The sequence below is a fragment of the Pseudomonas sp. UBA6276 genome (assembly GCF_002438365.1).
Lineage (GTDB): Bacteria > Pseudomonadota > Gammaproteobacteria > Pseudomonadales > Pseudomonadaceae > Aquipseudomonas > Aquipseudomonas coleopterorum.
In genome coordinates, this window is record NZ_DJUS01000168.1 from 1 (window position 1) to 24,112 (window position 24,112).

General features: G+C 63.3%; 21 protein-coding genes and 1 pseudogene. 19 read left to right on the forward strand and 3 right to left on the reverse strand.

What is annotated here, in order from left to right:
- The coding region (locus tag B2V21_RS19210) for a hypothetical protein (RefSeq protein WP_286917728.1) at positions 1-74 on the reverse strand (74 nt) is incomplete at its 3' end.
- A 49-nt stretch (positions 75-123) separates the two neighbouring features.
- On the opposite strand from B2V21_RS19210, the gene B2V21_RS19215 reads away from it, so the two are divergent.
- The 19 genes from B2V21_RS19215 to B2V21_RS19305 all read left to right on the forward strand — a co-directional run bounded on the left by B2V21_RS19215 (position 124) and on the right by B2V21_RS19305 (position 21,609).
- Positions 124-441, forward strand: a complete 318-nt coding sequence (locus tag B2V21_RS19215; RefSeq protein WP_056843301.1) for a hypothetical protein — start codon at positions 124-126, stop codon at positions 439-441.
- A 148-nt stretch (positions 442-589) separates the two neighbouring features.
- Positions 590-1,456, forward strand: a complete 867-nt coding sequence (locus B2V21_RS19220; protein ID WP_286917719.1) for a carboxylate/amino acid/amine transporter — start codon at positions 590-592, stop codon at positions 1,454-1,456.
- Positions 1,456-2,646 carry a sugar transporter gene (locus B2V21_RS19225; protein ID WP_286917720.1) on the forward strand — a complete coding sequence of 397 codons (1,191 nt, stop codon included), beginning with the start codon at positions 1,456-1,458 and terminating at the stop codon, positions 2,644-2,646. Before B2V21_RS19220 ends, B2V21_RS19225 begins: the two co-directional genes overlap by 1 nt.
- A gap of 304 nt (positions 2,647-2,950) precedes the next feature.
- Entirely contained in the window at positions 2,951-3,463 is a 513-nt protein-coding gene (locus B2V21_RS19230; protein WP_286917721.1) for a sigma-70 family RNA polymerase sigma factor, read from the forward strand.
- Positions 3,460-4,407: a FecR domain-containing protein gene (locus tag B2V21_RS19235; RefSeq protein WP_286917729.1), complete on the forward strand. Its 948-nt coding sequence runs from the start codon at positions 3,460-3,462 to the stop codon at positions 4,405-4,407. The genes B2V21_RS19230 and B2V21_RS19235 overlap by 4 nt, the downstream gene beginning before the upstream one ends.
- Before the next feature lie 167 nt (positions 4,408-4,574).
- Positions 4,575-6,905 (forward strand): TonB-dependent receptor, encoded by a 2,331-nt coding sequence (locus B2V21_RS19240; protein ID WP_286917730.1) that lies wholly within the window; start codon positions 4,575-4,577, stop codon positions 6,903-6,905.
- A 327-nt stretch (positions 6,906-7,232) separates the two neighbouring features.
- Positions 7,233-7,757, forward strand: coding sequence for a lipocalin family protein (locus tag B2V21_RS19245; RefSeq protein WP_376787048.1), 525 nt, complete (start codon positions 7,233-7,235; stop codon positions 7,755-7,757).
- Positions 7,758-7,899: 142 nt separating this feature from the next.
- Entirely contained in the window at positions 7,900-8,610 is a 711-nt protein-coding gene (gene hutC / locus B2V21_RS19250; protein WP_177327972.1) for a histidine utilization repressor, read from the forward strand.
- A 113-nt stretch (positions 8,611-8,723) separates the two neighbouring features.
- Entirely contained in the window at positions 8,724-9,692 is a 969-nt protein-coding gene (locus B2V21_RS19255; protein ID WP_286917722.1) for an ABC transporter substrate-binding protein, read from the forward strand.
- Positions 9,693-9,733: 41 nt separating this feature from the next.
- Positions 9,734-10,585, forward strand: a complete 852-nt coding sequence (locus B2V21_RS19260) for an ABC transporter permease (protein ID WP_049861732.1) — start codon at positions 9,734-9,736, stop codon at positions 10,583-10,585.
- The gene (locus B2V21_RS19265; protein WP_049861733.1) at positions 10,582-11,403 is read left to right on the forward strand and encodes a quaternary amine ABC transporter ATP-binding protein; all 822 of its coding nucleotides are present in this window, start codon (positions 10,582-10,584) and stop codon (positions 11,401-11,403) included. Before B2V21_RS19260 ends, B2V21_RS19265 begins: the two co-directional genes overlap by 4 nt.
- 159 nt (positions 11,404-11,562) lie before the next feature.
- Positions 11,563-12,708, forward strand: a complete 1,146-nt coding sequence (locus B2V21_RS19270) for a hypothetical protein (protein WP_286917723.1) — start codon at positions 11,563-11,565, stop codon at positions 12,706-12,708.
- Between the two features lie 90 nt (positions 12,709-12,798).
- The gene (pip, locus tag B2V21_RS19275; RefSeq protein ID WP_056844443.1) at positions 12,799-13,770 is read left to right on the forward strand and encodes a prolyl aminopeptidase; all 972 of its coding nucleotides are present in this window, start codon (positions 12,799-12,801) and stop codon (positions 13,768-13,770) included.
- On the forward strand, positions 13,767-14,204 hold the full coding sequence (gene dtd, locus B2V21_RS19280) for a D-aminoacyl-tRNA deacylase (RefSeq protein WP_049861736.1): 438 nt from the start codon (positions 13,767-13,769) through the stop codon (positions 14,202-14,204). Before pip ends, dtd begins: the two co-directional genes overlap by 4 nt.
- A gap of 262 nt (positions 14,205-14,466) precedes the next feature.
- A complete protein-coding gene (locus tag B2V21_RS19285; protein WP_286917724.1) occupies positions 14,467-16,224 on the forward strand; it encodes a glucan biosynthesis protein G in 1,758 nt (585 codons plus the stop codon).
- Positions 16,217-18,793 (forward strand): glucans biosynthesis glucosyltransferase MdoH, encoded by a 2,577-nt coding sequence (mdoH, locus tag B2V21_RS19290; RefSeq protein ID WP_286917725.1) that lies wholly within the window; start codon positions 16,217-16,219, stop codon positions 18,791-18,793. Before B2V21_RS19285 ends, mdoH begins: the two co-directional genes overlap by 8 nt.
- 253 nt (positions 18,794-19,046) lie before the next feature.
- Positions 19,047-19,844 (forward strand): transporter substrate-binding domain-containing protein, encoded by a 798-nt coding sequence (locus B2V21_RS19295; protein ID WP_286917726.1) that lies wholly within the window; start codon positions 19,047-19,049, stop codon positions 19,842-19,844.
- A 75-nt stretch (positions 19,845-19,919) separates the two neighbouring features.
- Entirely contained in the window at positions 19,920-20,882 is a 963-nt protein-coding gene (locus B2V21_RS19300) for an amino acid ABC transporter permease (RefSeq protein WP_122743955.1), read from the forward strand.
- Complete coding sequence (locus B2V21_RS19305) at positions 20,875-21,609, forward strand: amino acid ABC transporter ATP-binding protein (protein WP_043193705.1); 735 nt, start codon at positions 20,875-20,877, stop codon at positions 21,607-21,609. Before B2V21_RS19300 ends, B2V21_RS19305 begins: the two co-directional genes overlap by 8 nt.
- A gap of 391 nt (positions 21,610-22,000) precedes the next feature.
- Here the strand turns inward: B2V21_RS19305 and B2V21_RS21670 are convergent, their stop codons facing one another.
- Both B2V21_RS21670 and B2V21_RS21675 read right to left on the reverse strand, forming a co-directional pair.
- Positions 22,001-22,864 carry a methyl-accepting chemotaxis protein gene (locus B2V21_RS21670; RefSeq protein ID WP_376787049.1) on the reverse strand — a complete coding sequence of 288 codons (864 nt, stop codon included), beginning with the start codon at positions 22,862-22,864 and terminating at the stop codon, positions 22,001-22,003.
- A pseudogene (locus B2V21_RS21675) lies at positions 22,856-23,917 on the reverse strand (methyl-accepting chemotaxis protein); the annotation flags it as partial. The gene B2V21_RS21670 and the pseudogene B2V21_RS21675, both read right to left, overlap by 9 nt.
- Positions 23,918-24,112: the final 195 nt, after the last annotated feature.

Below are 24,112 nucleotides of genomic sequence, written 5' to 3' on the forward strand. Positions count from 1 at the left end.
TGGGCGAAGCCGCCGTGGTCGACCACGGCCTGCAGGGTTCGCCATTGCTCAAGGGTGACGCGGGGCGCTTTCATCTTCGACTCCTGGTGTCCTAAGCTGGCAGCCCGCCACGGAGACTGCTCGATGATCAAATGCTGCGTTGTAGTGCTGGCCCTGCTGCCAGGCGTGTGTTTCGCCTACCCCATCGACGTGCAGAAGCAGCTCGACGACACCGACATTCTGGTCACGGCCCACGACACCGCCCCCGACATGGCCGCCGTGACCCTGCAGAACTACGGAGCCCGCGCGGCGCAGTGCAGTGTGCGCTTTCGCAATGGCCCCGAGCCGGTGCGGACCCGGCGGGTCAGCGTCGCCGCAGGGGCGTCGGCCGACGCGGTGGCCAGCTTCAAGCGCAGCATTCTCAGGTTGCGAATCGAGGTGCAATGCCAGCCGAGCGTGTAGCCACCGGCACAGATGCGACACAGGGTAGAGCAATGATCGGACAAGACAACTCATTTGATGAATCACGGTAGCGATCCGCGGTGCGCTTCACTGGCCTGACCCGGCCCACATGCGCTAAGGTCCGCGCCTCGCCAATTCGGGACGCACCATGCAATACCTTCTGATCGTCACCCTCATCCAGGCTTTCTCTTTCAGCTTGATCGGCGAATACCTCGCTGGCCACGTCGACAGCTACTTTGCTGTGCTCGCCCGGGTGCTGCTCGCCGGGCTGGTATTCCTGCCGCTGACGCGCTGGCGTCAGGTCGAACCGCGCTTCCTGCGCGCCATGCTGCTGATCGGCGCGCTGCAGTTCGGCATCACCTACGTCTGTCTGTACCTGAGCTTTCGGGTCTTGAGCGTGCCGGAGGTGCTGCTCTTCACCATCCTGACGCCAGTGCACGTGACGCTGATCGAGGACGCGTTGAACCGTCGTTTCAACCGTTGGGCGCTGGTGGCGGCGCTGGTCGCGGTGGCGGGGGCCGCAGTGATTCGTTTCGACCGCGTCAGCCCGGACTTCTTCATCGGTTTCCTGTTGCTGCAGCTGGCCAACTTCACCTATGCGGCCGGACAGGTGCTGTACAAGCATCTGCTGGCACGCCACCCCAGCGACCAGCCACAGTACCGACGCTTCGGCTACTTCTACGTCGGTGCCTTGCTGGTGGTGCTGCCGGCCTTCCTGCTGTTCGGCAACCCCCACAATCTGCCGCAGACGCCGGTACAGTGGAGCGTGCTGGCGTTCCTGGGGCTGGTGTCAACGGCGCTTGGCATGTATTGGTGGAACAAGGGCGCCAGCCGCGTGCCGGGCGCCACACTGGCGGTGATGAACAATCTCCACGTGCCGGTCGGCCTGCTGCTCAACCTGCTGATCTGGAATCAGGACGAGCCCTTGGGGCGACTGTTCCTCGGCGGTGGGGTGATCTTGTTATCGGTCTGGTTGAGTCGGTTGGGTGTGCGTGATAACAGGGGGCGGGCGTGATGAGTACAGGATCCGTAGATACACCCACAGGCAGCTGGTCCAGCGTGATTGCGTTGGCGCTGGCGGCTTTCATCTTCAATACCACGGAGTTCGCGCCGGTCGGGTTGTTGACCTCGATCGGTCTGAGCTTTGCGATGCCGACGGCGCAGGTGGGGCTGATGTTGACGGTGTATGCCTGGGTGGTGTCGCTGATGTCGCTGCCGATCATGCTGCTCACGCGCAACATCGAGCGGCGTCGATTGCTGATCGGCGTGTTCATCCTGTTCGTGGCCAGCCATGCGGTGTCCAGCGTCGCCTGGAGCTATGGCGTGCTGCTGGCCAGCCGTATCGGCATCGCGTTCGCCCACGCCTTGTTCTGGTCGATCACGGCATCGCTGGCGGTGCGGCTGGCGCCACCGGGCAAGCACACTCAGGCGCTGGGCCTGCTGGCCACCGGCACGTGCCTGGCCATGGTGCTGGGCGTGCCATTGGGGCGGGTGGTCGGTGAAGCGCTGGGCTGGCGCACCACATTCGTGGGAATCGGCGTGGTGGCCACGCTAGTGGCGCTGTGGCTGGCGAAAAGCCTGCCGGCGCTGCCCAGCCAGAATTCAGGTTCGCTGCGCAGCCTGCCCATGCTGCTCAAGCGGCCGGTGCTGGTGGCGTTGTATGTGACGACTGCGCTGGTGATTACCGCTCAGTACACCGCTTACAGCTACATCGAACCCTTCGTGCAGGCTGCGGCGCGCATGAGCGGGGAAATGACCACGACGCTGCTGTTGCTGTTCGGCGGTGCCGGGGTGATCGGCTCGCTGGTGTTCAGCCGCTACAGCGGTCGCTATCCGCGTGGTTTCATGGTGGCGTCGATCGCGTTGCTGGCCCTCTGCCTGATGCTGTTGCTGCCGTTGGCGCGCTACGCCACCTATCTGGGTGGGGTGAGTGTGGTCTGGGGCATTTCGATCATGTGCTTCAGCCTGGCGATGCAGTCCAAGGTCCTGGAGCTGGCCCCGGATGCCACGGACGTGGCCATGGCGCTGCATTCGGGGATCTACAACGTCGGTATCGGCGGTGGGGCGTTGCTGGGCAGTGTGGTGATCACCCAGGTGGGCGTGGCCAACATCGGCATCGTTGGCGCGTTGATGGCGGGGGCGGGTCTGCTGCTGTGTTGGCACACGACCTATCGGCGGGTTCAGTCACCGCCTGCCTCGGGTTGATCGGTCTGCAATACCGCGTCGATCCCGGACGCGGCTCGCGCCGCTGCTACAGGGGATGCGTTGATGCTGGACGCGGGTTGGCCGTTGGTGCATGCAAATGCGTTGTTGCCGGACGTGGCTTGCGCCGCTGGTGCACGGAATGCGGTCTCTGTAGCAGCGGCGCAAGCCGCGTCGGCGGTGCACGCGGTTTGTCTGGCTGAACGCATTGCGGCCGAATGCAGCATCGAGGGCGTAACTAACGGTTCCGCTGCAAACCCTTTTTAAAATACAATCGATCTCATTTACATCTGACAGGGTGCCGATGATGGTCGAGCCGGCGAGGGTGGACGCTCGGGCGTTCGAGACGCTCTATCGCGACAATCGCAGCTGGCTGGAGCAATGGCTCAGCCGGCGCCTGGGCAGTGCGTGGGATGCAGCGGACCTGAGCCAGGATACGTTCATCCGGGTGCTGGCCAGTTCCCAGTCGGTGACCGAGTTGCAGGAGCCGCGTGCTTACCTCAAGACAGTCGGCAAACGGCTGCTGATCAATTTCTACCGTCGGCGCAGTCTGGAACAGGCCTATCTCGACGCGCTCGCCACCTTGCCCGCCGATGTCGCACCTGCGCCGGAACAGCGCTGGCAGGTGCTGGAAACCCTGCACGCTCTGGATCAACTGCTCGATGGCTTACCGGCCAAGGTTCGCCGGGCCTTTCTGCTCAGCCAGCTCGAAGGGTTGGGCTACCGAGAAATCGCCGAGCGCTTGAAGGTTACCGAGCGCAGCGTCAAGCGCTACATGGCCCAAGCCTACGAACATTGCCTGCTGGCCGAACTGTGCTGAATGCCGAGCCGAGTGACGAAGCACGCCAAGCCGCCCGCTCGGCGGCCCGCTGGTGGGTGTGCATGGAGTCTGGCGCCGTCACGGAACAGGACCTCGCCCGCCTGCAACGCTGGCGCCAAGCCAGCGAGGCGAATGAGTCCGCCTGGCGCCGGGTAGCGGCGCTCAAGGGCCGCTTCCAGGTTCTGCCGCCGGCGCTGGCAATGGCCAGCCTCGATCGTCCCGGCCACGGCCGCCGCGACCTGCTCAAGGGGTTGTTGGGGCTGGCCGTAGCCGCGCCAGCCGCCTGGTGGGTTATGCGTGAGCTGCCCATCGATGCCTGGCGCGCCGACGTGGCCACCGCCACCGGCGAGCGACGCCAGTTGACCTTGGCCGATGGCAGCGTGTTGCACATCAATACCGCCACTGCGGTCGACATCGACCCTGGCCAACGGCGGCTCACGCTGCTGCGCGGGGAGATTCGGTTGCGCCTGGCCAATGCCATGCCGTTCGACATCCGTACGCCGCTTGGCAGCGTGAGGCTGGACCAAGGTGAAATCAATGTGCGCCAGGACGAAGGCCTCTGTCGGCTGTCGGTATTCACCGGGCAGGCCGATGTGCGGCCTACCGGTTTTGCGCCGCTCACCTTGCGCGCGGGCCAGCACGTTCAGTTATCCGGCACCGGTCCAGGTCCGATCGAGCGGTTCGACCCTCGCCAGCCGGGCTGGCGCGAGGGCGTGATCGTTGCGTTGAACCAGCCTCTTGGGGATTTTCTGCGCGATCTGGACCGCTATCGTCCGGGCATCCTGCGCTGGCAGCCGGAGCTGGAAGCACTGCGCGTCACGGGCAGTTTTCGCCTGGAAGATCCGGATCAGGTGCTGAACCTGCTGGCTGTCAGCCTGCCGCTGCGGGTGCAATGGCGCACGCGCTATTGGGCCACGCTGATGCCACAGGAAAAACCTGCCTAGCGCGTGTCCCCTTTTTCGCGCTCGCTTGTCATGGAGAGGTAAGCACACTCAAAGAGCCTTCAGCCATGCCCCCACGGCCCCCTCGTTCGTTTCTCCGTTACGGCTGCACATCCTCGGCGCACTACGCGCGCGCCTTGCCCCTCAGCCTGCTGATCGGCCTTGCACCGATGCCCATGCAGATGGCCTTTGCCGACGACATGGCGCGTGTCTACAACATACCCCGAGGCGAACTCGCCGCCTCGCTGACCCGCTTTGCCAGCCAGGCGGGCGTCAGCCTGTCGGTGGCGCCTGCCTTGGTCAACGGTCGGCAGAGCGCCGGTCTGGTCGGCGAGTACAGCGTGGAGGGCGGCTTCGCTCAACTGCTGGCCGGCAGCGGTCTGCGCCTGCAAGCGGTGGGAGAGGATGCCTATACGCTCGTGGCTGCGCCCTTGGGTGCCGACGTGCTGGAGATCACGCCCACCACCGTGACCGGTGCCGCACAAGGCAGCGTGACGGAGCAGCCCTATGCCGGTGGGCAGGTCGCGCGCAGTGGCGCCCAAGGTTTGCTCGGCGCACGTGACTTCATGGACACGCCCTTCAGCATGACCAGCTACACCAGCGAGACCGCGCGAAATCAGCAGGCCCGCACCCTGGGCGATCTGGTGGCCAGCGACCCGGCAGTGCGTACCACCAACCCGGCCGGCGGGCGTTTCGAGCAGTTCACCATCCGCGGCTTCAGCCTGTTCAACAGCGATGTGTCGTACAACGGGCTATACGGAATACTGCCCACGTACTCCATCGACATGGAGATGGCCGAGCGGGTGGATATCCTCCGTGGGCCCAGCCAGTTGATCAACGGCATCTCCCCTCGGGGCAGCGTCGGCGGCGGTATCAACGTGGTGCCCAAGCGCGCCACCGACACGCCGATCAACGAGTTCACCGCCAGCTACGCCTCCGACAGCCAGGCCGGTGGCGCCGTGGACATTGGCCGACGTTTTGGCCAGGACAACCAGTTTGGCCTGCGCTTGAACGCGGTGAAACAGGCGGGCGACACTACCTGGGACAAACAGAGCGTGGACCGCGAAATGGCCGTGATCGGCCTGGATTTCCGCGGCGAACGCCTGCGGCTGTCTGCCGATGTGGGGCATACCGAGCGTGATACCGATGCGCCTCAGGAGCGTGTTCAGGTCGGCGCCAATGCCCGCGTGCCCGGTGCCAACCATGTGCGCGACAACTATGCGCAGGGCTGGAGCAAGGCGCGTACCCAGGATACCTTCGGGGCGTTCAATGGTGAGTATGATCTGAGCGATTCGTTGATGCTGTACGGCAGCGTCGGTGCCCGGGAGAGTAATCATGATTTCCTTCGGCACAATGTGTCGGTCATCAATGATGCCGGCGATTTCGACGTGCTGCCCCGCGACTTCACCCGTGATGAAAGCGTACGCACGGCCACGCTGGGCGCGCGCAAGTGGCTGCAGACCGGCCCGATCAGCCACGAGCTGAACCTGGCTGTCAGTCATTTCTACATGGACTTCACCAATGGCGGCGCGCGCTACGCCAGGGGGCGCAGCAATCTCTACGCGCCCGTTGCCACGGCGACGCCGTCCAACCCCACCCGTCAGGACCCCAAGGTCTATACCGAGAACCGGTTCGACGGCGTGGCCCTGTCCGACACTCTTGGCTTCTTCGACGATCGGCTGCTGGTGACCCTCGGTGGGCGCTGGCAGCGGGTCAAGGTGGATGACTGGAACGATGGGGTGAAAGGCGATACGGCTTACGATGAGGAAAAGTTTTCACCGTCTGCGGGCGTGCTCTACAAGCTCACTGACGAGCTGTCGTTGTATGCCAATTACCTGGAGGGTCTGAGCCAAGGCAAGATCGCGCCTTCCACCTCGATCAACGAAGACGAGATCTTCCCGCCTTTCATCAGCCGGCAGGTCGAGGTAGGTGCGAAGTACGATCTCGGCAGCCTGGCCATCACCGCCGCGGCGTTTCGCATAAAGCAGCCGGCCTACGAGACCAACGCGCTCACCCGCACCTTCGGCCCCAATGGCAAGCGCGAGAACAATGGCGTGGAATTAAGTGTGTTCGGCGAACCGCTGACGGGCGTGCGCCTGCTGGGCGGGGTGATGTACATCGACAGCGAGTTGACGGGCACCAGCGCAGGGGCCTTCGATGGCAACCGCGCACCGGCCACGCCCGAGCTCAATGTCAATTTGGGTGCGGAGTGGGACGTTCCGGCATTGCCCGGGTTCACCCTCACCGGGCGCGGTATCTATTCCAGCTCGCAATACCTGGATCAGGCCAACAGCAAGGAAATCGACAGTTGGGAGCGCTTCGATGTGGGTGCCCGGTATGCATTCAAGGTGCAGGGCAAGGCAGTCACCCTGCGCGCCAATGTCGAGAACGTGCTGGACAAACGCTACTGGGCCTCGGCCGGCGCCTCCGACGACAGCGAGCCTGGTTTGACTCTTGCTACCCCGAGAACCTATCTGGTTTCCGCCACGGTCGGCTTCTGACTGTCTATGGGACCGGCTATCGGTGCAGCCGGCCATCTGTAGAGCCCGCCATCTGTGGGAGCAGCTATATGTGAGAGCAGTCATCTGTGGGAGCGGGCTCTGCCCGCGAAAGGAGCACTGCGGTCTATCAGGGGTACCGCGGTGAAGCCTTCGCGGGCAGAGCCCGCTCCCACAGGCCACAACCCCCAACCCACAAGCCATGAGGGTTGCAATTGGAACCCGCGCCGCTTGCGCTCTTCTAAGCAGCACACACCCTGTGTCTGTCGTTCAAGGAGAGCCCCCATGTCGTTGCGCAAGTTCGCCTTGCTACCTCTGTGCCTGTCGCTGATGATCGCCGGCTGCAGCAACGCCCCCGACGCCAGCATGGCACCACGCACCGTCGACAGCGTAGACCTGCAACGCTATCAAGGCACCTGGTACGAAGTGGCCAGATTGCCCATGTTCTTCCAACGCAACTGCGCCCAGTCCGAAGCCCACTACACCCTCCAAACCGATGGCAATATCGGCGTGCTCAACCGTTGCCGTACCGAAAGTGGTGAATGGAGCGAAGCCAAGGGCACGGCGTCGCCACAGGTCCCGGGCAAGACCGACAAGCTGTGGGTAGTGTTCGACAACTGGTTCTCCCGGATGGCGCCAAGCCTGGCCAAAGGCGACTACTGGGTCTTGGACGTGGACGACAGCTACCAGCATGCGCTGGTCGGCAGTCCGAGCCGCAAGTACCTGTGGCTGCTGTCACGTACTCCCCAGGTGTCCACCGCAGTGCGCGAGCGGATGTTGGCGAAGGCACGTCAGCAGGGCTATGACACCAGTCGCCTGATCTGGCGCGCGGCGGATGCCGACATCGGCAAATAAGGCCTGTCGCGACTTGCGCCCGGCACGAGTGGCGTTACAGCCCAGGCGCGAGTCGCGTTACAATGTCGCTCGCTGTGCCCTACGAATCAATCAAGGAATTCCCGTGCCGACTCCGCCTGTTGTCCCTGCGCTGGCTGCCCAGATGGGCGAAAGTCCGGCGCCCTTGTATGCCCGCGTCAAACAGATGATCGCGGTGCAGATCCTCAACGGCACCTGGCCACCGCACTACCGGGTGCCCTCGGAAAGCGAGCTGGTCAATCAGTTGGGCTTCAGCCGAATGACCATCAACCGTGCCCTGCGCGAGCTGACGGCCGAAGGCCTGCTGGTGCGCATGCAGGGCGTGGGCACGTTCGTGGCCGAGCCGAAAAGCCAGTCGGCGCTGTTCGAGGTGCACAACGTCGCCGACGAGATCGCCGCCCGCGGCCATCGTCACAGCAGCCGCCTGGTGCTGCTGGAAGAAGAGGCGGCCGGTGCCGAACGCGCATTGACCTTGAACATGCGCGAAGGCCAGCGGGTGTTTCATTCGATCATCGTGCACTACGAAAACGACATCCCGGTGCAGATCGAGGATCGTTACGTCAACGCACAGATCGCCCCGCAGTACCTGCAGCAGGATTTCGTCGAAGAAACCCCCTATGCCTACCTGACCCGTGTGGCACCTTTGACTGCCGGCGAGCACGTGGTCGAAGCCATGCTGGCCAACCCCAGCGAGTGCGAGCTGCTGCAGATCGAGCGTGGCGAACCGTGCCTGCTGATCCTGCGGCGTACCTGGTCGGGCAAGACACCCGTCACCGCCGCGCGCCTGATCCACCCCGGATCACGCCATCGCCTGGAAGGCCGCTTCACCAAATAGGCCTCCCCACGGCACAAATATGCCAATCTGCCGTTCGTCGCGCAGAACAATGGCTCATCGTGCGGTCACACCCATAGATCGCCGTGACCATGGCCTATGTGGAGCAGGACCCGATGAAACTGAACAAGACCCTCCTGGCAACGACCCTGTCCCTGGGCTTGCTGGCCGGTGCCACCAGCAGCCAAGCCGCTGGCTGGTGCGAATCGGGCAAGACGGTGAAATTCGCCGGCCTGAACTGGGAGAGCGGCATGCTGCTCACCGACCTGCTGCAATTCGTCCTCGAGCATGGCTACGACTGCAAGACCGACAGCTTGCCCGGCAACTCCATCACCATGGAAAGTGCTCTGGGCAGTAACGACATCCAGGTGTTTGCCGAGGAGTGGGTCGGCCGCAGCGAAGTCTGGAACAAGGCCGAGCAGGCGGGCAAGGTGGTCGGGGTCGGCGCACCGATCACCGGCGCCGTGGAAGGCTGGTACGTGCCGCGCTACGTGATCGAAGGCGACGCCAAGCGCGGCCTCGACGCCAAGGCCCCCGACCTTGCAGCCATCGCCGACCTGGGCAAATACGCCAAGGTGTTCAAGGACCAGGAAGAGCCGAGCAAGGGCCGTTTCTACAACTGCCCGGCCGGTTGGACCTGCGAGCTGGAAAACAGCGAAATGCTCAAGAGCTATGGCTTGCAGGACAGCTACACCAATTTCCGCCCCGGCACCGGGCCAGCCCTGGATGCGGCTGTGCTGTCTAGCTACAAGCGTGGCGAACCGATCCTGTTCTACTACTGGTCGCCGACTCCGCTGCTGGGTCAGGTCGATGTGGTCAAGCTGGCAGAAAAGCCCGGTGTGGACAAGACCATCAGCATCAAGGTCGGCCTGTCCAAAGCCTTCCACGAAGGCGCGCCGGAATTGCTTCCCGTGTTCGAGAAGGTCAACCTGCCCATCGACCTGCTCAACCAGAACCTGGCGCGCATGAGCCGCGAGCGTATCGAGTCGCCCAAGCTGGCGCGCTTGTTTCTCAAGGAGCACCCGGAAGTCTGGAAACCGTGGGTCAGTGAAGCGGCAGCCAGCAAGATCGAAGCGGCGCTGTAACGTGCCCCTTGTATTGAAGCCCCTTGCACCGAGAGCGCTCCATGTTTCCTGAGAGTTTCACCTTCTCCATCGCCGACTGGGTCAACGACGGCGTCGATGCGCTGGTCACCCGCTACGGCGATGTGTTCCGGCAGATCTCCGACACACTGCTGTGGGCCATCGTCAACCTGGAAAGCCTGCTGCGCATGACGCCTTGGTGGCTGATGCTGGCCATCGTCGGCGGCATCGCCTGGCATGCCTCGCGCAAATGGCTGACCACCGTGGTCATCGTTGGCCTGCTGTTTCTGGTGGGAGCCGTGGGCTTGTGGGACAAGCTCATGCAGACCCTGGCCTTGATGCTCGTGGCCACGGTGATTTCCGTAGTGATCGCCATTCCCCTGGGCATTCTTGCTGCGCGTAGCGACCGGCTGCGTGCGGTGTTGATGCCGCTGCTCGACATCATGCAGACCATGCCCAGCTTCGTGTACCTGATCCCGGTGCTGATGCTGTTCGGCCTGGGCAAGGTGCCTGCCATCTTCGCCACCGTCATCTACGCGGCACCGCCGCTGATTCGCCTGACCGACCTGGGTATTCGCCAGGTGGATCGAGAGGTCATGGAAGCGATCAACGCCTTCGGCGCCAACCGCTGGCAACAGCTGTTCGGCGTGCAACTGCCGCTGGCCTTGCCCAGCATCATGGCTGGTATCAACCAGACCACGATGATGGCGCTGTCCATGGTGGTGATTGCCTCGATGATCGGCGCGCGCGGCCTGGGCGAAGACGTGCTGGTCGGCATTCAGACGCTGAACGTGGGCAAGGGCTTGGAGGCGGGGCTGGCGATCGTCATTCTGGCGGTCGTAATCGACCGCATCACTCAGGCCTATGGTCGTCCCCGTCACGAGGTAGGCCGATGAACCCACCCAAGATCGAAGTGCGCAACGTCTACAAAGTATTCGGCAAGCGCGAGAAAGAGGCGCTGGCGCTGAGCCAGCAAGGCCAAAGCAAGGAACAGGTGCTGGCCGCAACCGGTTGCGTGGTTGGCGTCGATGACCTGTCGTTGTCGATCGCAGCGGGGGAGGTGTTCGTGATCATGGGGCTGTCCGGTTCGGGCAAGTCGACATTGGTGCGGCATTTCAACCGACTGGTAGACCCTTCCAGTGGCCAGATTCTGGTGGATGGCGAAGATATCCTGCGCTATGGCATGCCAGCGCTGCGCGAATTTCGCCGCCGCAAGATCAGCATGGTGTTCCAGAGCTTCGGCCTGTTGCCGCACAAGAGCGTGCTCGACAACGTCGCCTATGGGCTCAAGGTTCGCGGTGAGAGCAAGGCGCTGTGCCAGGAGCGGGCGCAGCAGTGGGTCGAGGCGGTCGGCCTCAACGGCTACGAGCGTGCCTATCCCCAGCAGCTGTCCGGCGGCATGCGCCAGCGCGTGGGCCTGGCGCGGGCACTGGCGGCGGACACCGACATTATCCTCATGGACGAAGCGTTCAGTGCTCTGGACCCGTTGATCCGTGCAGAAATGCAGGATCAGTTGCTGGAATTGCAGACCCGCCTGCACAAGACCATCGTGTTCATCACCCACGACCTGGACGAGGCGATTCGCCTGGGCAACCGGATCGCCATCCTCAAGGATGGGCGCTTGATCCAGGCCGGGACTGCCAGGGAAATTCTGCACAACCCGGCTGACGATTACGTCGACCGGTTCGTGCAGCGTCGCAGCGTTGCGGTTTGAGGCAACCGGTGGTGGGGTCTGGAAAGCGTCTGCCGACATTGCTGTCAGACATTTCTGTCGGAAGTTTCTGAAAAGTGCCTCTTTCAGAAACTTCCGATTGTTGTCCCGCAATACCCTGCCTAGCGTGCAGGCATCCGTTCAGGAACAAGGAATGCCTGCATGCCCGTCACCAAGCACTACCTCAGCCATGAAGCCATCCACAAGGCGTTGCGCATTGCCGACTTGACCGATGCCTGCGAACCGCCCCACGCGGTACGCCTGCTGGTCAGGGATCTGCTCGCGGGTCTGGTGCGCCAAGGCTGGCCCCTGGCCGAAGTGCACAAGGGGCCGCGGATCATCTCCGCAGTGGAAAACTTTCAGCTGTGCGGTGACGATCCCCAAGTGATGGATGAAGTCAGCACTCACAGCTGTTGGGTCGATGATGAATTGCTGCTGCGCACCCAGACCAGCAGCGCGGTCATCACCGGCCTGCAGGCGGCGGCGGGGCGTCGCGCGCCGGGCGAAACCATCATGCTCGCCGCGCCCGGCATCACCTTCCGTCGCGACATCCGCGATCGCTGGCACTGCGCCGAACCGCACCAGATGGACATCTGGGTAGTGGGCGACGCCGCGCTGGGCAATCGTCAGGAGCTGCTGCGGCTGGTAGGCGACGTGCTGGACATCGCCGTGCCGGGACGCATGTGGGCGCACAGCTCGGGCGTCTGCGGTTTTACCCGCGATGGCCTCAATGTCAGCCTGGTCACCCGCCAGGCGCCGGTGGATATTCTGGCTTGCGGTTGCATCTGCCCGGCGTTCCTGCAACGCCTGGACGTCGATCCCCAGGCCCATGGCGGTCTGGTGCTGCGCCTGGGGCTGGATCGCCTGGCGATGCTGCGCAAGGGTGTTCCGGACATTCGTCTGCTGCGTGACGGCCATCCCCAGGTCCAGGCGCAGATGGGCGACCTCAAGGCCTGGCAACCGCTGTATCGCCAGCCGGCCATCAGCCGTGACCTGTCGCTGGCGGTGGAACCGGGATTGGGCATCGAGGACATCACAGAGCATGTCCTGCAGGTGGCCGGCTATCGCGCCGGCTGGATCGAAGAACTGCACATACGGGGCTGCTGGTCGTTCGAGGAATTGCCTTCCCTGACCATCAAGCGTCTGGGTATCGTGCGTGGCCAGCACAACCTGGTGCTGCAGGTGGTGCTGCGCGACCATGCCCAGTCCTTGACCGCGCAACAGGCCGATGACCTGTACCGGGACATCCGCGCCGCCCTTCACCAAGGCGTGCCCGGTGGCGCCTATCTGGTGGGGGAGCGCTTGTGAAACCCTGCAATGGATAGGGAGAATGCGCCGAGTGGTCATTCGGGTTTATGATGGCCGACGGCAGAGACCCAACTTCCAACGGAGCGCACGATGCAAACCTTGTACCCGCAGATCAAACCCTACGCCAGGCATGATCTGGCCGTGGAAGAGCCGCACGTGCTGTATGTCGACGAGAGCGGTTCGCCGCAGGGCTTGCCGGTGCTCTTCATCCACGGCGGCCCGGGTTCGGGCTGCGACGCGCAGAGCCGTTGCTACTTCGATCCCAACGTCTATCGCATCGTCACCTTCGACCAGCGCGGCTGCGGCCGTTCCACCCCCCATGCCAGCATTGAGAACAACACCACCTGGCGGCTGGTGGCAGACATGGAGCGCATTCGCGAACACCTGGGCATCGACAAGTGGGTTCTGTTCGGCGGCTCCTGGGGCTCGACCTTGGCGCTGGCCTATGCCCAGACGCATCCCGAGCGCGTGCATGGCCTGATCCTGCGCGGAATCTTCCTGTGCCGCCCGCAGGAAATCGAATGGTTCTACCAGTGCGGCGCCAGCCGCCTGTTCCCCGACTACTGGCAGGACTACGTCGCGCCGATTCCACCGGAAGAGCGCGGCAACCTGTTGCAGGCCTTCCACAAGCGCCTCACCGGCAATGACCAGATCGCCCAGATGCACGCTGCCAAGGCGTGGTCCACCTGGGAAGGCCGTACCGCGACCCTGCGACCCAACCCGTTGGTGGTCGACCGCTTCTCCGAGCCGCAACGTGCACTGTCGATTGCCCGCATCGAGACCCACTACTTCGTCAACAACGCTTTCCTGGAGCCGGATCAATTGATCCGCGACATGCCGCGTATCGCCCATTTGCCGGCGGTGATCGTGCATGGCCGCTATGACGTGATCTGTCCGCTGGACAACGCCTGGGCGCTGCATCAAGCCTGGCCCAACAGCGAACTGCAGGTGATTCGCGACGCCGGCCACGCCGCCTCCGAGCCGGGCATCACCGATGCGCTGGTGCGTGCCGCCGAACAGATGGCGCGCCGTTTGCTGGATTTGCCTCTGGAAGAGGCATGAAGGGGCTGCTGCAACGGGTCAGCCAGGCCCGTGTCGAGGTCGCCGGGCAGACCATAGGCGCCATCGATCAGGGTTTGCTGGTACTGGTGGCCGTCGAACCGGACGACACCGCCGCCAGTGCCGACAAGCTGCTGCATAAGCTGCTCAACTATCGAGTGTTCAGCGATGAGCAGGGCAGGATGAATCTGTCGCTCAAGGACGTCGGCGGCGGGTTGCTGCTGGTGTCGCAATTCACCCTGGCGGCGGACACCCGCAGCGGCCTGCGCGCAGGCTTCTCCACCGCAGCGCCACCGGCCTTGGCGCAGGCGCTTTTCGACCACCTGGTCGAGGCTGCAAAAAAAGCGCATGGGCAGGTTCAGGTAGGGCAATTCGGTGCCGATATGCAGGTAAGCTTGACCAATGATGGGCCTGTAACCTTCCTGTTACAAAGTTAGTGGCCTATTGATGGCGAATTTGCGGTCGTCGACCGCTCTTCGTAGCATAAATACTTTGGCTACCCTGATGCGTTGTGGCGCGACGTACTAGATAATCGCGCGCCAGGGGGCCACGTTTTGCTACCCGGTATTTCCAGTTTGAAGCGTGTCTGGCTCCGCTTGGGGAATCATTAAGCCCTTTTGGAGTCGGAACAGTGCTCGCCAACCCGGCGCAAGATTGCTGGCCGTTGGTTTTTCGATATGTTTTCGGCGAGGGTTGCTCGTGATTGTTAGTCCTTTAAATGCTTCAAGAACACCCCGCACTCGGTTGCGCAAAGCGATGCTGGCCGGGTCTGCACTGTTCTGCCTGTTCAGCGCCGGCCAACTCTGGGCCTTCAGCCTGGACGATGTTGTCGGACGCGCCAAGGAGCTCGCCGGTCAGAAATTCGAAACCCCGCGCAGCAACTTGCCCAAAGAATTTCGCGACATGAAGTTCGCGGACTACCAGAAGATCCGTTTCCGCAACGAGAACGCAGAATGGGCTGATGCGAAGACCCCGTTCAAGCTGTCTTTCTATCACCAGGGCATGCATTTCGACACGCCGGTGAAGATCAACGAAGTCACCGCCACTGCCGTCAATGAAATCAAGTACGACCCTGCGCGTTTCGATTTCGGCGACCTGCAGTTCGATCCCAAGTCCACCGAGCAGTTGGGCTACGCCGGTTTCCGCGTACTGTTCCCGATCAACAAGGCGGACAAGCAGGACGAGATCATGACCATGCTGGGCGCGAGCTACTTCCGCGTCATCGGCAAGGGTCAGGTCTATGGCCTCTCGGCCCGCGGCCTGGCCCTGGATACGGCACTGCCGTCGGGTGAAGAGTTCCCGCGCTTCCGCGAATTCTGGGTAGAACGGCCAAACGAAGGCGACAAGCAGCTGGTAATCTTTGCCCTGCTCGATTCGCCGCGCTCCACCGGCGCCTACAAGTTGACCCTGCGTCCTGGCAAGGACACCACCGTCGACGTCGAGTCGCGGGTGTTCCTGCGTGACCGTGTCAGCCGCCTGGGTATCGCGCCGCTGACCAGCATGTTCCTGTTCGGCTCCAACCAGCCGTCCCGTGTGCAGAATTATCGCCACGAGCTGCATGACTCCACCGGCCTGTCCATCCATGCCGGCAACGGTGAGTGGCTGTGGCGCCCGCTGAACAATCCCAAGCACCTGGCCGTGAGCAGCTTCACCGTCGAGAACCCCAAGGGCTTCGGTCTGCTGCAGCGTGGCCGCGAGTTCTCCCGCTACGAAGACCTCGACGACCGCTACGACAAGCGCCCAAGCGCCTGGATCGAGCCGAAGGGTGATTGGGGCAAGGGCACCGTCGACCTGGTGGAAATTCCTACCGCGGACGAAACCAACGACAACATCGTGGCGTTCTGGAACCCGGAGAAGATCCCGGAGCCGGGCGTGGCGCTGGAGCATAACTACCGCCTGCACTGGACGATGGACGAAGACGAGTTCCACTCGCCCGACATTGCCTGGGTCGACCAGACCCTGCGCTCGACCGGCGACGTGAAGCAATCCAACCTGATTCGTCAGGCCGATGGCAGCATCGCCTTCCTGATCGACTATCAGGGTCCGGTGCTGGCCGCTCTGCCTGAGGACGCCGCCGTTCGCAGCCAGGTCAGCGTCGATGACAACGCCGAGCTGGTCGAGAACAACGTTCGCTACAACCCGGAAACCAAAGGCTGGCGCCTGACCCTGCGGGTCAAGGTCAAGGATCCGAACAAGGCCGTGGAAATGCGTGCGGCGCTGGTCAAGGATCTGCCGGTGGAGCCCGTCAAGGCTGCCGAACCGGTCGAAGACAAGGCTGCGCACAAGCATGATAAGGCGCACGGCAAGGCCGAGAAGCCAGCCGAAGTGGCCCAGGCCCCTGCAGCGACCGCGCCGGAAGCCGCTGCCGAAACCGCTCCTGTCACACCTACCGAACCGGTCAAGACCGAACAGGTCCTGACTGAAACCTGGAGCTACCAGTTGCCCGCCGATGACTAATTCTCCAGCTCGGCCAGAATCGCTTGGCGAATACCTGGCTCAATTGCCCCTGGGGGACGCACAGCGCGCAGAACTTGCCGACTGCACGTCCTTCACCGAACTGCACGAGCGCCTGTCCGGACGCCCGGCGCACGATGCCGTGCTCGGCGCACAGAACTCGGTCGAACAGCGCCTGCGGCTGGACTCGGCTGCCGAACTGGAAGAGGCCGAGATGTTCGGCCTCGACGCCAGCGGTCGCCTGCAGCTCAAGGCCACGCCACCGATCCACCGTACGCTGGTCATTCCCGAGCCCTGGCGCACCAACGTCCTGGTTCGGGCATGGCGCAAGCTGACCGGCAAGGCCAGCAAGCCCGAGCCGACCAGCGACAAGCGCGAGTTGCCGAAAGCGCGCTGGCGCTGGGTCGGTTCGATGCGTCGCTACATCCTGCTGGTGCTGATGCTCGGCCAGACCATCGTCGCCGGCTGGTACATGAAAGGCATCATGCCGTACCAGGGCTGGGGCATGGTCGACCTCGACGAAGTGGTTCGTCAGCCGATCATGCAGACCGCCACCCAGGTCCTGCCGTACTTCCTGCAGACCAGTATCCTGATCCTCTTCGGTATCCTTTTCTGCTGGGTATCGGCGGGGTTCTGGACGGCGTTGATGGGCTTCCTCGAACTGCTCACCGGTCGCGACAAGTACCGCATCTCCGGTGCCAGCGCGGGCAATGAGCCGATCGAAGCCGGTGCGCGTACCGCGCTGGTGATGCCGATCTGCAACGAAGACGTGACTCGCGTCTTCGCCGGTCTGCGTGCCACGTTCGAATCGGTGAAGGCGACCGGCGATCTGGATCGCTTCGATTTCTTCGTGCTCAGCGACACCAACGACCCCGACATCGCCGTTGCCGAGCAGCAGGCGTGGTTGCAGGTGTGCCGCGAAGCCGGTGGTTTCGGCCACATCTTCTATCGTCGCCGTCGTCGTCGGGTCAAGCGCAAGAGCGGCAACATCGACGACTTCTGCCGTCGCTGGGGCAGCGAATACCGCTACATGGTCGTACTCGACGCGGACAGCGTGATGAGCGGCGAATGCCTGACCAGCCTGGTGCGCTTGATGGAAGCGACGCCGGACGCCGGCATCATCCAGACTGCGCCGAAGGCGTCGGGCATGGACACCCTGTATGCACGCATGCAGCAGTTCGCCACGCGCGTGTACGGTCCGCTGTTCACGGCCGGTCTGCACTTCTGGCAGTTGGGCGAATCGCACTACTGGGGCCACAACGCGATCATTCGCATGAAGCCCTTCATCGAGCACTGCGCCCTGGCGCCGCTGCCGGGCAAGGGTGCGTTCGCCGGTGCGATCCTCTCCCACGACTTCGTCGAGGCGGCCTTGATGCGCCGTGCCGGCTGGGGCGTGTGGATTGCCTACGACCTGCCAGGCAGCTACGAAGAGTTACCGCCCAACCTGCTCGACGAGCTCAAACGCGATCGCCGCTGGTGCCACGGCAACCTGATGAACTTCCGTCTGTTCCTGGTCAAGGGCATGCACCCGGTTCACCGGGCGGTGTTCCTGACCGGCGTGATGTCGTACCTGTCGGCACCGTTGTGGTTCTTCTTCCTGGTGTTGTCCACGGCCCTGCTGGCGGTGAACACGCTGATGGAGCCGACCTACTTCCTGGCGCCACGACAACTGTACCCATTGTGGCCGCAATGGCATCCCGACAAGGCGGTGGCGCTGTTCTCCACCACCATCGTGCTGCTGTTCCTGCCCAAGCTGCTGAGCATCATCCTGATCTGGGCCAAGGGTGCGAAGGAATACGGCGGTCGTTTCAAGGTCACCCTGTCGATGCTGCTGGAGATGCTGTTCTCCATGCTGCTGGCGCCGGTGCGTATGCTGTTCCACACCCGTTTCGTGCTGGCCGCGTTCCTGGGCTGGGCGGCTACCTGGAACTCGCCGCAACGCGACGACGACTCCACTCCATGGAGCGAAGCGATCAAGCGTCACGGCTCGCAAACCCTGCTGGGTGCGGCCTGGGCTGCCCTGGTGATCTGGTTGAACCCCAGCTTCCTGTGGTGGCTGACGCCGATCGTGGGTTCGCTGATGCTGTCGATCCCGGTATCGGTGATTTCCAGCCGGACCAACCTGGGTGTGCAGGCTCGCGAGGAGAAGCTGTTCCTGATCCCGGAAGAGTACGACACGCCACAGGAACTGGTTTCCACCGATCGCTACACCCAGGAAAACCGCGACAACGCGCTCAAGGACGGTTTCGTACGTGCGGTCGTCGATCCGCGCCAGAACGCCCTGGCCTATGGTTTGGGCACGGCACGGCACGGCAAGGCCGCGCCGATCGAGAGCATGCGTGCGCAGTGGGTCCATCAGGCTTTGCAAGGTGGTCCGCAGAAGCTCGATAACAACACGCGCATGTCGCTGCTCAGCGATCCGGTGGCGATCTCGCGTCTGCACGAGCATGTCTGGGCCGATCAGAACACGGCCTGGCTGGATGCCTGGCGCCAGTCCAAGCAAGCGGAACGCCCGGCTCAGCCTGAGCAACCGCTCGGTGCTGTACCGGCAACAGGCCTGCAGAACGCCTGACCGTGTTGGCCTCATTCGCGGGCAGAGCCCGCTCCCACAAGTAGCAAAAGCACTTCTGTGGGAGCGGGGCGGGCGGCTGAGCCCTCTGCCCGCGAATGCTGCACCTCGATATCCCCGCCATGCCCCCTAACAGTGCCATCCGGCACTAATTTCAGTACCAAACTTTGTCCAGCCCCCCGTTTGAGTTAGGATCGCACCCCGAAATGGTGCGCCCAGGCCGGGTCGTGCCCGAAGTTGGCTAGGGGAATTGGTGATGAACAAGTATCTGTCGATGCTGCTGCTCGGCGTCATGGCCATGGCGGCCGTGGGTTCGGCGCACGCGGGCGCTATCGATGAAGCGGTCAAGCGCGGCACATTGCGCGTAGGCATGGACCCCACCTACATGCCGTTCGAGATGACCAACAAGCGCGGCGAAATCATCGGTTTCGAAGTCGACCTGCTCAAGGCCATGGCCAAGTCCATGGGCGTCAAGCTGGAACTGGTATCGACCAGCCTGGACGGCATCATTCCCGCCCTGATGACCGACAAGTTCGACATGATCGGCAGCGGCCTGACCCTGACCCAGGAACGCAACCTGCGCATCAACTTCAGCGATCCGTTCATCGTCGTCGGCCAGACCCTGCTGATTCGCAAGGAATTGGCCGATAAGGTCAAGACCTACAAGGACCTGAACTCGGAGGACTACCGCATCACCTCCAAAGTCGGCACCACCGGTGAGTTCGTGGCGCGCAAGCTGATCGCCAAGGCGCAATACCATGGCTACGACAACGAGCCCGAAGCGGTACTCGATGTGGTCAACGGCAAGGCCGACGCATTCATCTACGATTCGCCCTACAACGTGGTCGCCGTGGACAAGGTCGGCAACGGCAAGCTGGTCTACCTCGACGAGCCCTTCACCTACGAACCGCTGGCGTTCGGCTTGAAGAAGGGCGACTACGACAGCCTCAACTTCATCAACAACTTCCTGCGCCAGGCCCGTGAAGACGGCAGCTACGATCGTATCCAAAAGAAGTGGTTCGTGAACAAGAACTGGCTCAACGAAATGCAGTGACTGCGCCTCTGGCCAGACTCTCCCTGACGCGCGGGCTTGCCCCGCGCGTCGGTCTTCTAGCGGATTGAACCCCCTGTGATCAAACACCACAAAGCCCAATGGCCCTGGCACGGGCTGACCGCGCTGGTGCTCATCGGCCTGGCTTTCAGCTTGTACGCCGCGACCTCGCGCATCTCCTACGAGTGGCACTGGAATCGTGTGCCGCAATACTTCGTCTACCAGGCCGAACAGCCGCAGCGCGCCGAAGGTTACGGCAGCGTCGAGCAGATCACTCGGCAGGGCGGGCAGGCGCAAGTGACCCTGCGCGACGAGGACGGCGGCGAGCAGGTGTTGCAGGTGGACGCCAGCAGTGTCGTGCTGCAGGAGGGCGATGACGTGTCCGAAGGCGACCAGATCGGCGTAACCCGGCACTGGACAGCCGGACCGATCGCCTGGGGCTTGTGGACCACCCTGTGGCTGTCGCTGGTGTCGGGCGTGGTCGGGCTGCTGCTGGGGCTGGTCACCGGTCTGTGCCGCCTGTCGAGCAATCCCACCCTGCGCCATCTTTCCACCGTGTATGTGGAACTGGTGCGTGGCACGCCGCTGCTGGTGCAGATCTTCATCTTCTACTTCTTCATCGGTACCGTGCTCAACCTCTCGCGCGAGTTCGCCGGTGTTGCGGCACTGGCGTTGTTCACCGGCGCCTACGTCGCCGAGATCGTGCGCTCGGGCGTGCAGTCCATCGCGAAGGGGCAGGGCGAGGCCGCCCGTTCCCTGGGCCTGGATGCCGGCCAGTCGATGCGTTACGTGATTCTGCCGCAGGCGTTCAAGCGTGTGTTGCCACCGCTGGCGGGTCAGTTCATCAGCCTGGTCAAGGACACGTCGCTGGTTTCGGTGATCGCCATCACCGAGCTGACCAAGAGTGGGCGCGAGGCGATCACCACGTCGTTCTCGACGTTCGAGATCTGGTTCTGCGTGGCAGCCCTGTACCTGGTCATCAACCTGCCGCTGTCGTATTTCGCCAGCCGGCTCGAGCGGAGGCTTGCGCAAAGTGATTGAAGTACGCGACCTGTTGAAGGTGTTCAATACCCGCGGCCAGGTGGTGCGTGCGGTGGATCAGGTCAGCACCCAAGTGGCCAAGGGCGAGGTGCTGGTGGTTCTGGGCCCTTCGGGTTCGGGCAAGTCCACGTTCTTGCGCTGTCTGAATGGCCTGGAGGCGTTCGATCAGGGGTCGGTGAGCATCGACGGCCTGCGCCTGGATGACCCCAAGACCAACATCAACGCCTATCGGCGCGAAGTCGGCATGGTGTTCCAGCACTTCAACCTGTTTCCGCACATGACCGTGCTGGAAAACCTCTGCCTGGCGCAGAAGGTGGTGCGCAAGCGCGGCAAGGCCGAGCGCGAGGCCAAGGCCCGTGCGTTGCTGGCCAAGGTCGGCATCGGCGAGAAGGCCGATGCGTTTCCGTCACGGCTGTCCGGCGGCCAGCAGCAGCGCGTGGCCATTGCCCGTGCGTTGTGCATGGACCCCAAGGTGATGCTGTTCGACGAGCCGACTTCGGCGCTCGACCCGGAGATGGTCGGTGAAGTGCTGGAAGTGATGAAGACCCTGGCCGAGGAAGGCATGACCATGGTGTGCGTTACCCATGAGATGGGTTTCGCTCGGGAAGTGGCGGACCGGGTGCTGTTCTTCGACCACGGCCGCTTGCTGGAAGACGCGCCTCCGGCCGAGTTCTTCGATGCACCCAAGGACCCCAGGGCACAGGCGTTCCTGCGGCAGGTGTTGTAGTTCTGCTGCTTGGGTGACTGTAGGGCCTCTTCGCGGGCAGAGGGCTCGCCGCCCGCCCCGCTCCCACAGGAGTACGACAGGAGTTGTGGGTCTGTTGCCTGGCTGACTGGCTGTGTTGGCCTCTTCGCGGGCAGAGGGCTCGCCGCCCGCCCCGCTCCCACAGGAGTACGGCAGGAGTTGTGGGTTTGTTGCCTGGCTGACTGGCTGTGTTGGCCTCTTCGCGGGCAGAGACCCGCTCCCACAGGAGTACGGCAGGAGTTGTAGGTTTGTTGCCTGGCTGACTGGCTGCTGGCCTTTTCGCGGGCAGAGATCCGCTCCCACAAGAATCTGCGGCGATCGTGTGGGAGCGGGTCTCTGCCCGCGAAGAGGCCCGCAAGCCCACCACCCAACCTCAAACCTTGAACTGCCCCACCAACCCCTGCAGGTGTGTCCCCAGCCGCGCCAGCTCGATGCTCGACGCTGCGGTCTCCTCGCTCGCCGCCGACGTCTGCTCGGAAACCTCGCGCACATTGAGCACGCTGCGGTTGATCTCGTCGGCCACCACGCTCTGTTGCTCCGCCGCTGCGGCGATCTGCTGATTCATGGCCTGGATCGCCGACACCGTGCGGGTGATGTCGCTCAACGACTGTCCGGCACGGCGAGCCAGTTGCACGCTGCTGTCGGTCATTTCGCGGCTGCTGTCCAGCGCGCTGGACACCTGATGAGTTCCGGTTTGCAGGGACGCGATCAACGCCTGGATCTCTTCGGTCGATTGCTGGGTACGTTGGGCCAGGCTGCGTACTTCATCGGCCACCACAGCGAATCCACGACCGGCCTCGCCGGCGCGGGCCGCCTCGATCGCCGCGTTGAGGGCCAGCAGGTTGGTCTGCTGGGCCACGGAGGTGATCACATCGAGCACACCGCCGATCTTGCTGCTTTCCTGCTTCAACTGGTTCATGGCTTCGCTTGAATGCAGCACTTCGGCCGCCAGACGTTCGATCTGGCCCACCGCCTGGCTGACCACCCGATCGCCTTCGCGTGCCTGCTGATCGGCAGCCACAGCGGCCTCGGACGCCTCTTCGGCATTGCGCGCGACTTCCTGCACGGTAGCGGCCATCTCATTCATGGCGGTGGCGACCTGATCGGTTTCGACCTTCTGCGCGTTGACCCCGGCACTGGTCTGTTCGGTGACCGCGGACAACTCCTCGGCCGCGCTGGCCAATTGCGTCACGCCTTCGCTGATGCCGCCCACCAGTTCACGCAGGTTCAAGGTCATGCGCTGCAAGGCCAGCTGCACTTGGCCCAGTTCGTCACGCCGGGTAATGGCGGGCGACTGCCTCAGATCACCGGATGCAACCCGTTCGACGCTGGCCAGGGTCTGGCGCAGGGGGCCGACGATCTGCGCGGTAATGGCCCATGCCGCGGCAATGCCAAGCAAGGTCGCCAACGCTGCCGCTGTTGCCAGCCACGCTTTGGCACGGGCCGTATCGGCATCGCGCTTGGCGGTCTGCGAGTCGCCGAGTCGATCGCTCAGATCAAGCAGCGAGGTCCCCAACGTCGTCATCGTGTCGATGCTCTGAAGAGTGGCCTGCTGATTCTCGCTGAATTGCGCCACCGCAGCGCGGTAGGCGCTCAAGGCTTCCCCAGCCTGCTGCAGGCGCCCGATGAGTTCACTGGATACGCTGGCCTGTGCAGCGGCGACCGAGGCGATCGCCTGGTCGATGGCCGTCAGTGCCGGCTGGCGCGCTTCGTCCTTGGCGCTGTAGGTGTAGCCACGCACCTGGAAGCGAGCTTGCTGGATCAGCCGACTGGTTTCCACCAGCGTGCTGAACGCCGACAGGTCACCTTGGCCGAGCAGGGCTGCCTGCACCTGATTGACTTCGGCAACGGCGCGGTCGGCGGTGCTGCCCAATTGACTGCGGGCGGCTTCGCGACCCTGGATCGACAGCAGCGACGCGGCGAATGCCTGGCGATAGGCCTGGGTAGCCGCTATTTCCTGCTCGACCAGCGCTATATCTTCGGACATCACGAGGGTGTGCTGTGCGATCACCAGGTTGGCATCGAGCTCATCGAGCAGGCGAGTGACGGTGTCGGCACCGGAACTGCCTTTCTGCAATTCGAACGATTGAGCGGCGATGCGCAGGTCGCGCATGCGGTCATCGAGTATGGAAATGCTGGTGATCTTGTCGGCCCGCTCGATCAAGCGGGACAAGCCAAACCAGCCGGTGGCGGCGATCAGCAGCGTAAGCAGTAGCACTAACCCGAAACCGATCCCCAGTTTCAGGTTGACGCTCAGATTGCCCAGGTAACGGGCAAAGGTGTTCGACATGATTGAAGCTCCCTTTCAGGCCGACGGCGTGATTGTCGGCAGTTCAAGGGCATCGGCGTGAATGGAAGAAACTCGATAGTGGCATGTAACTAAATACGGCGGCCGCTGTCACCTTCAGCTGTAGCCGCTTCAGAACAGCCGGGCGAGCAACACCGCCACCGCAGTTTCGACCCGCAGAATGCGTTCGCCCAGCTG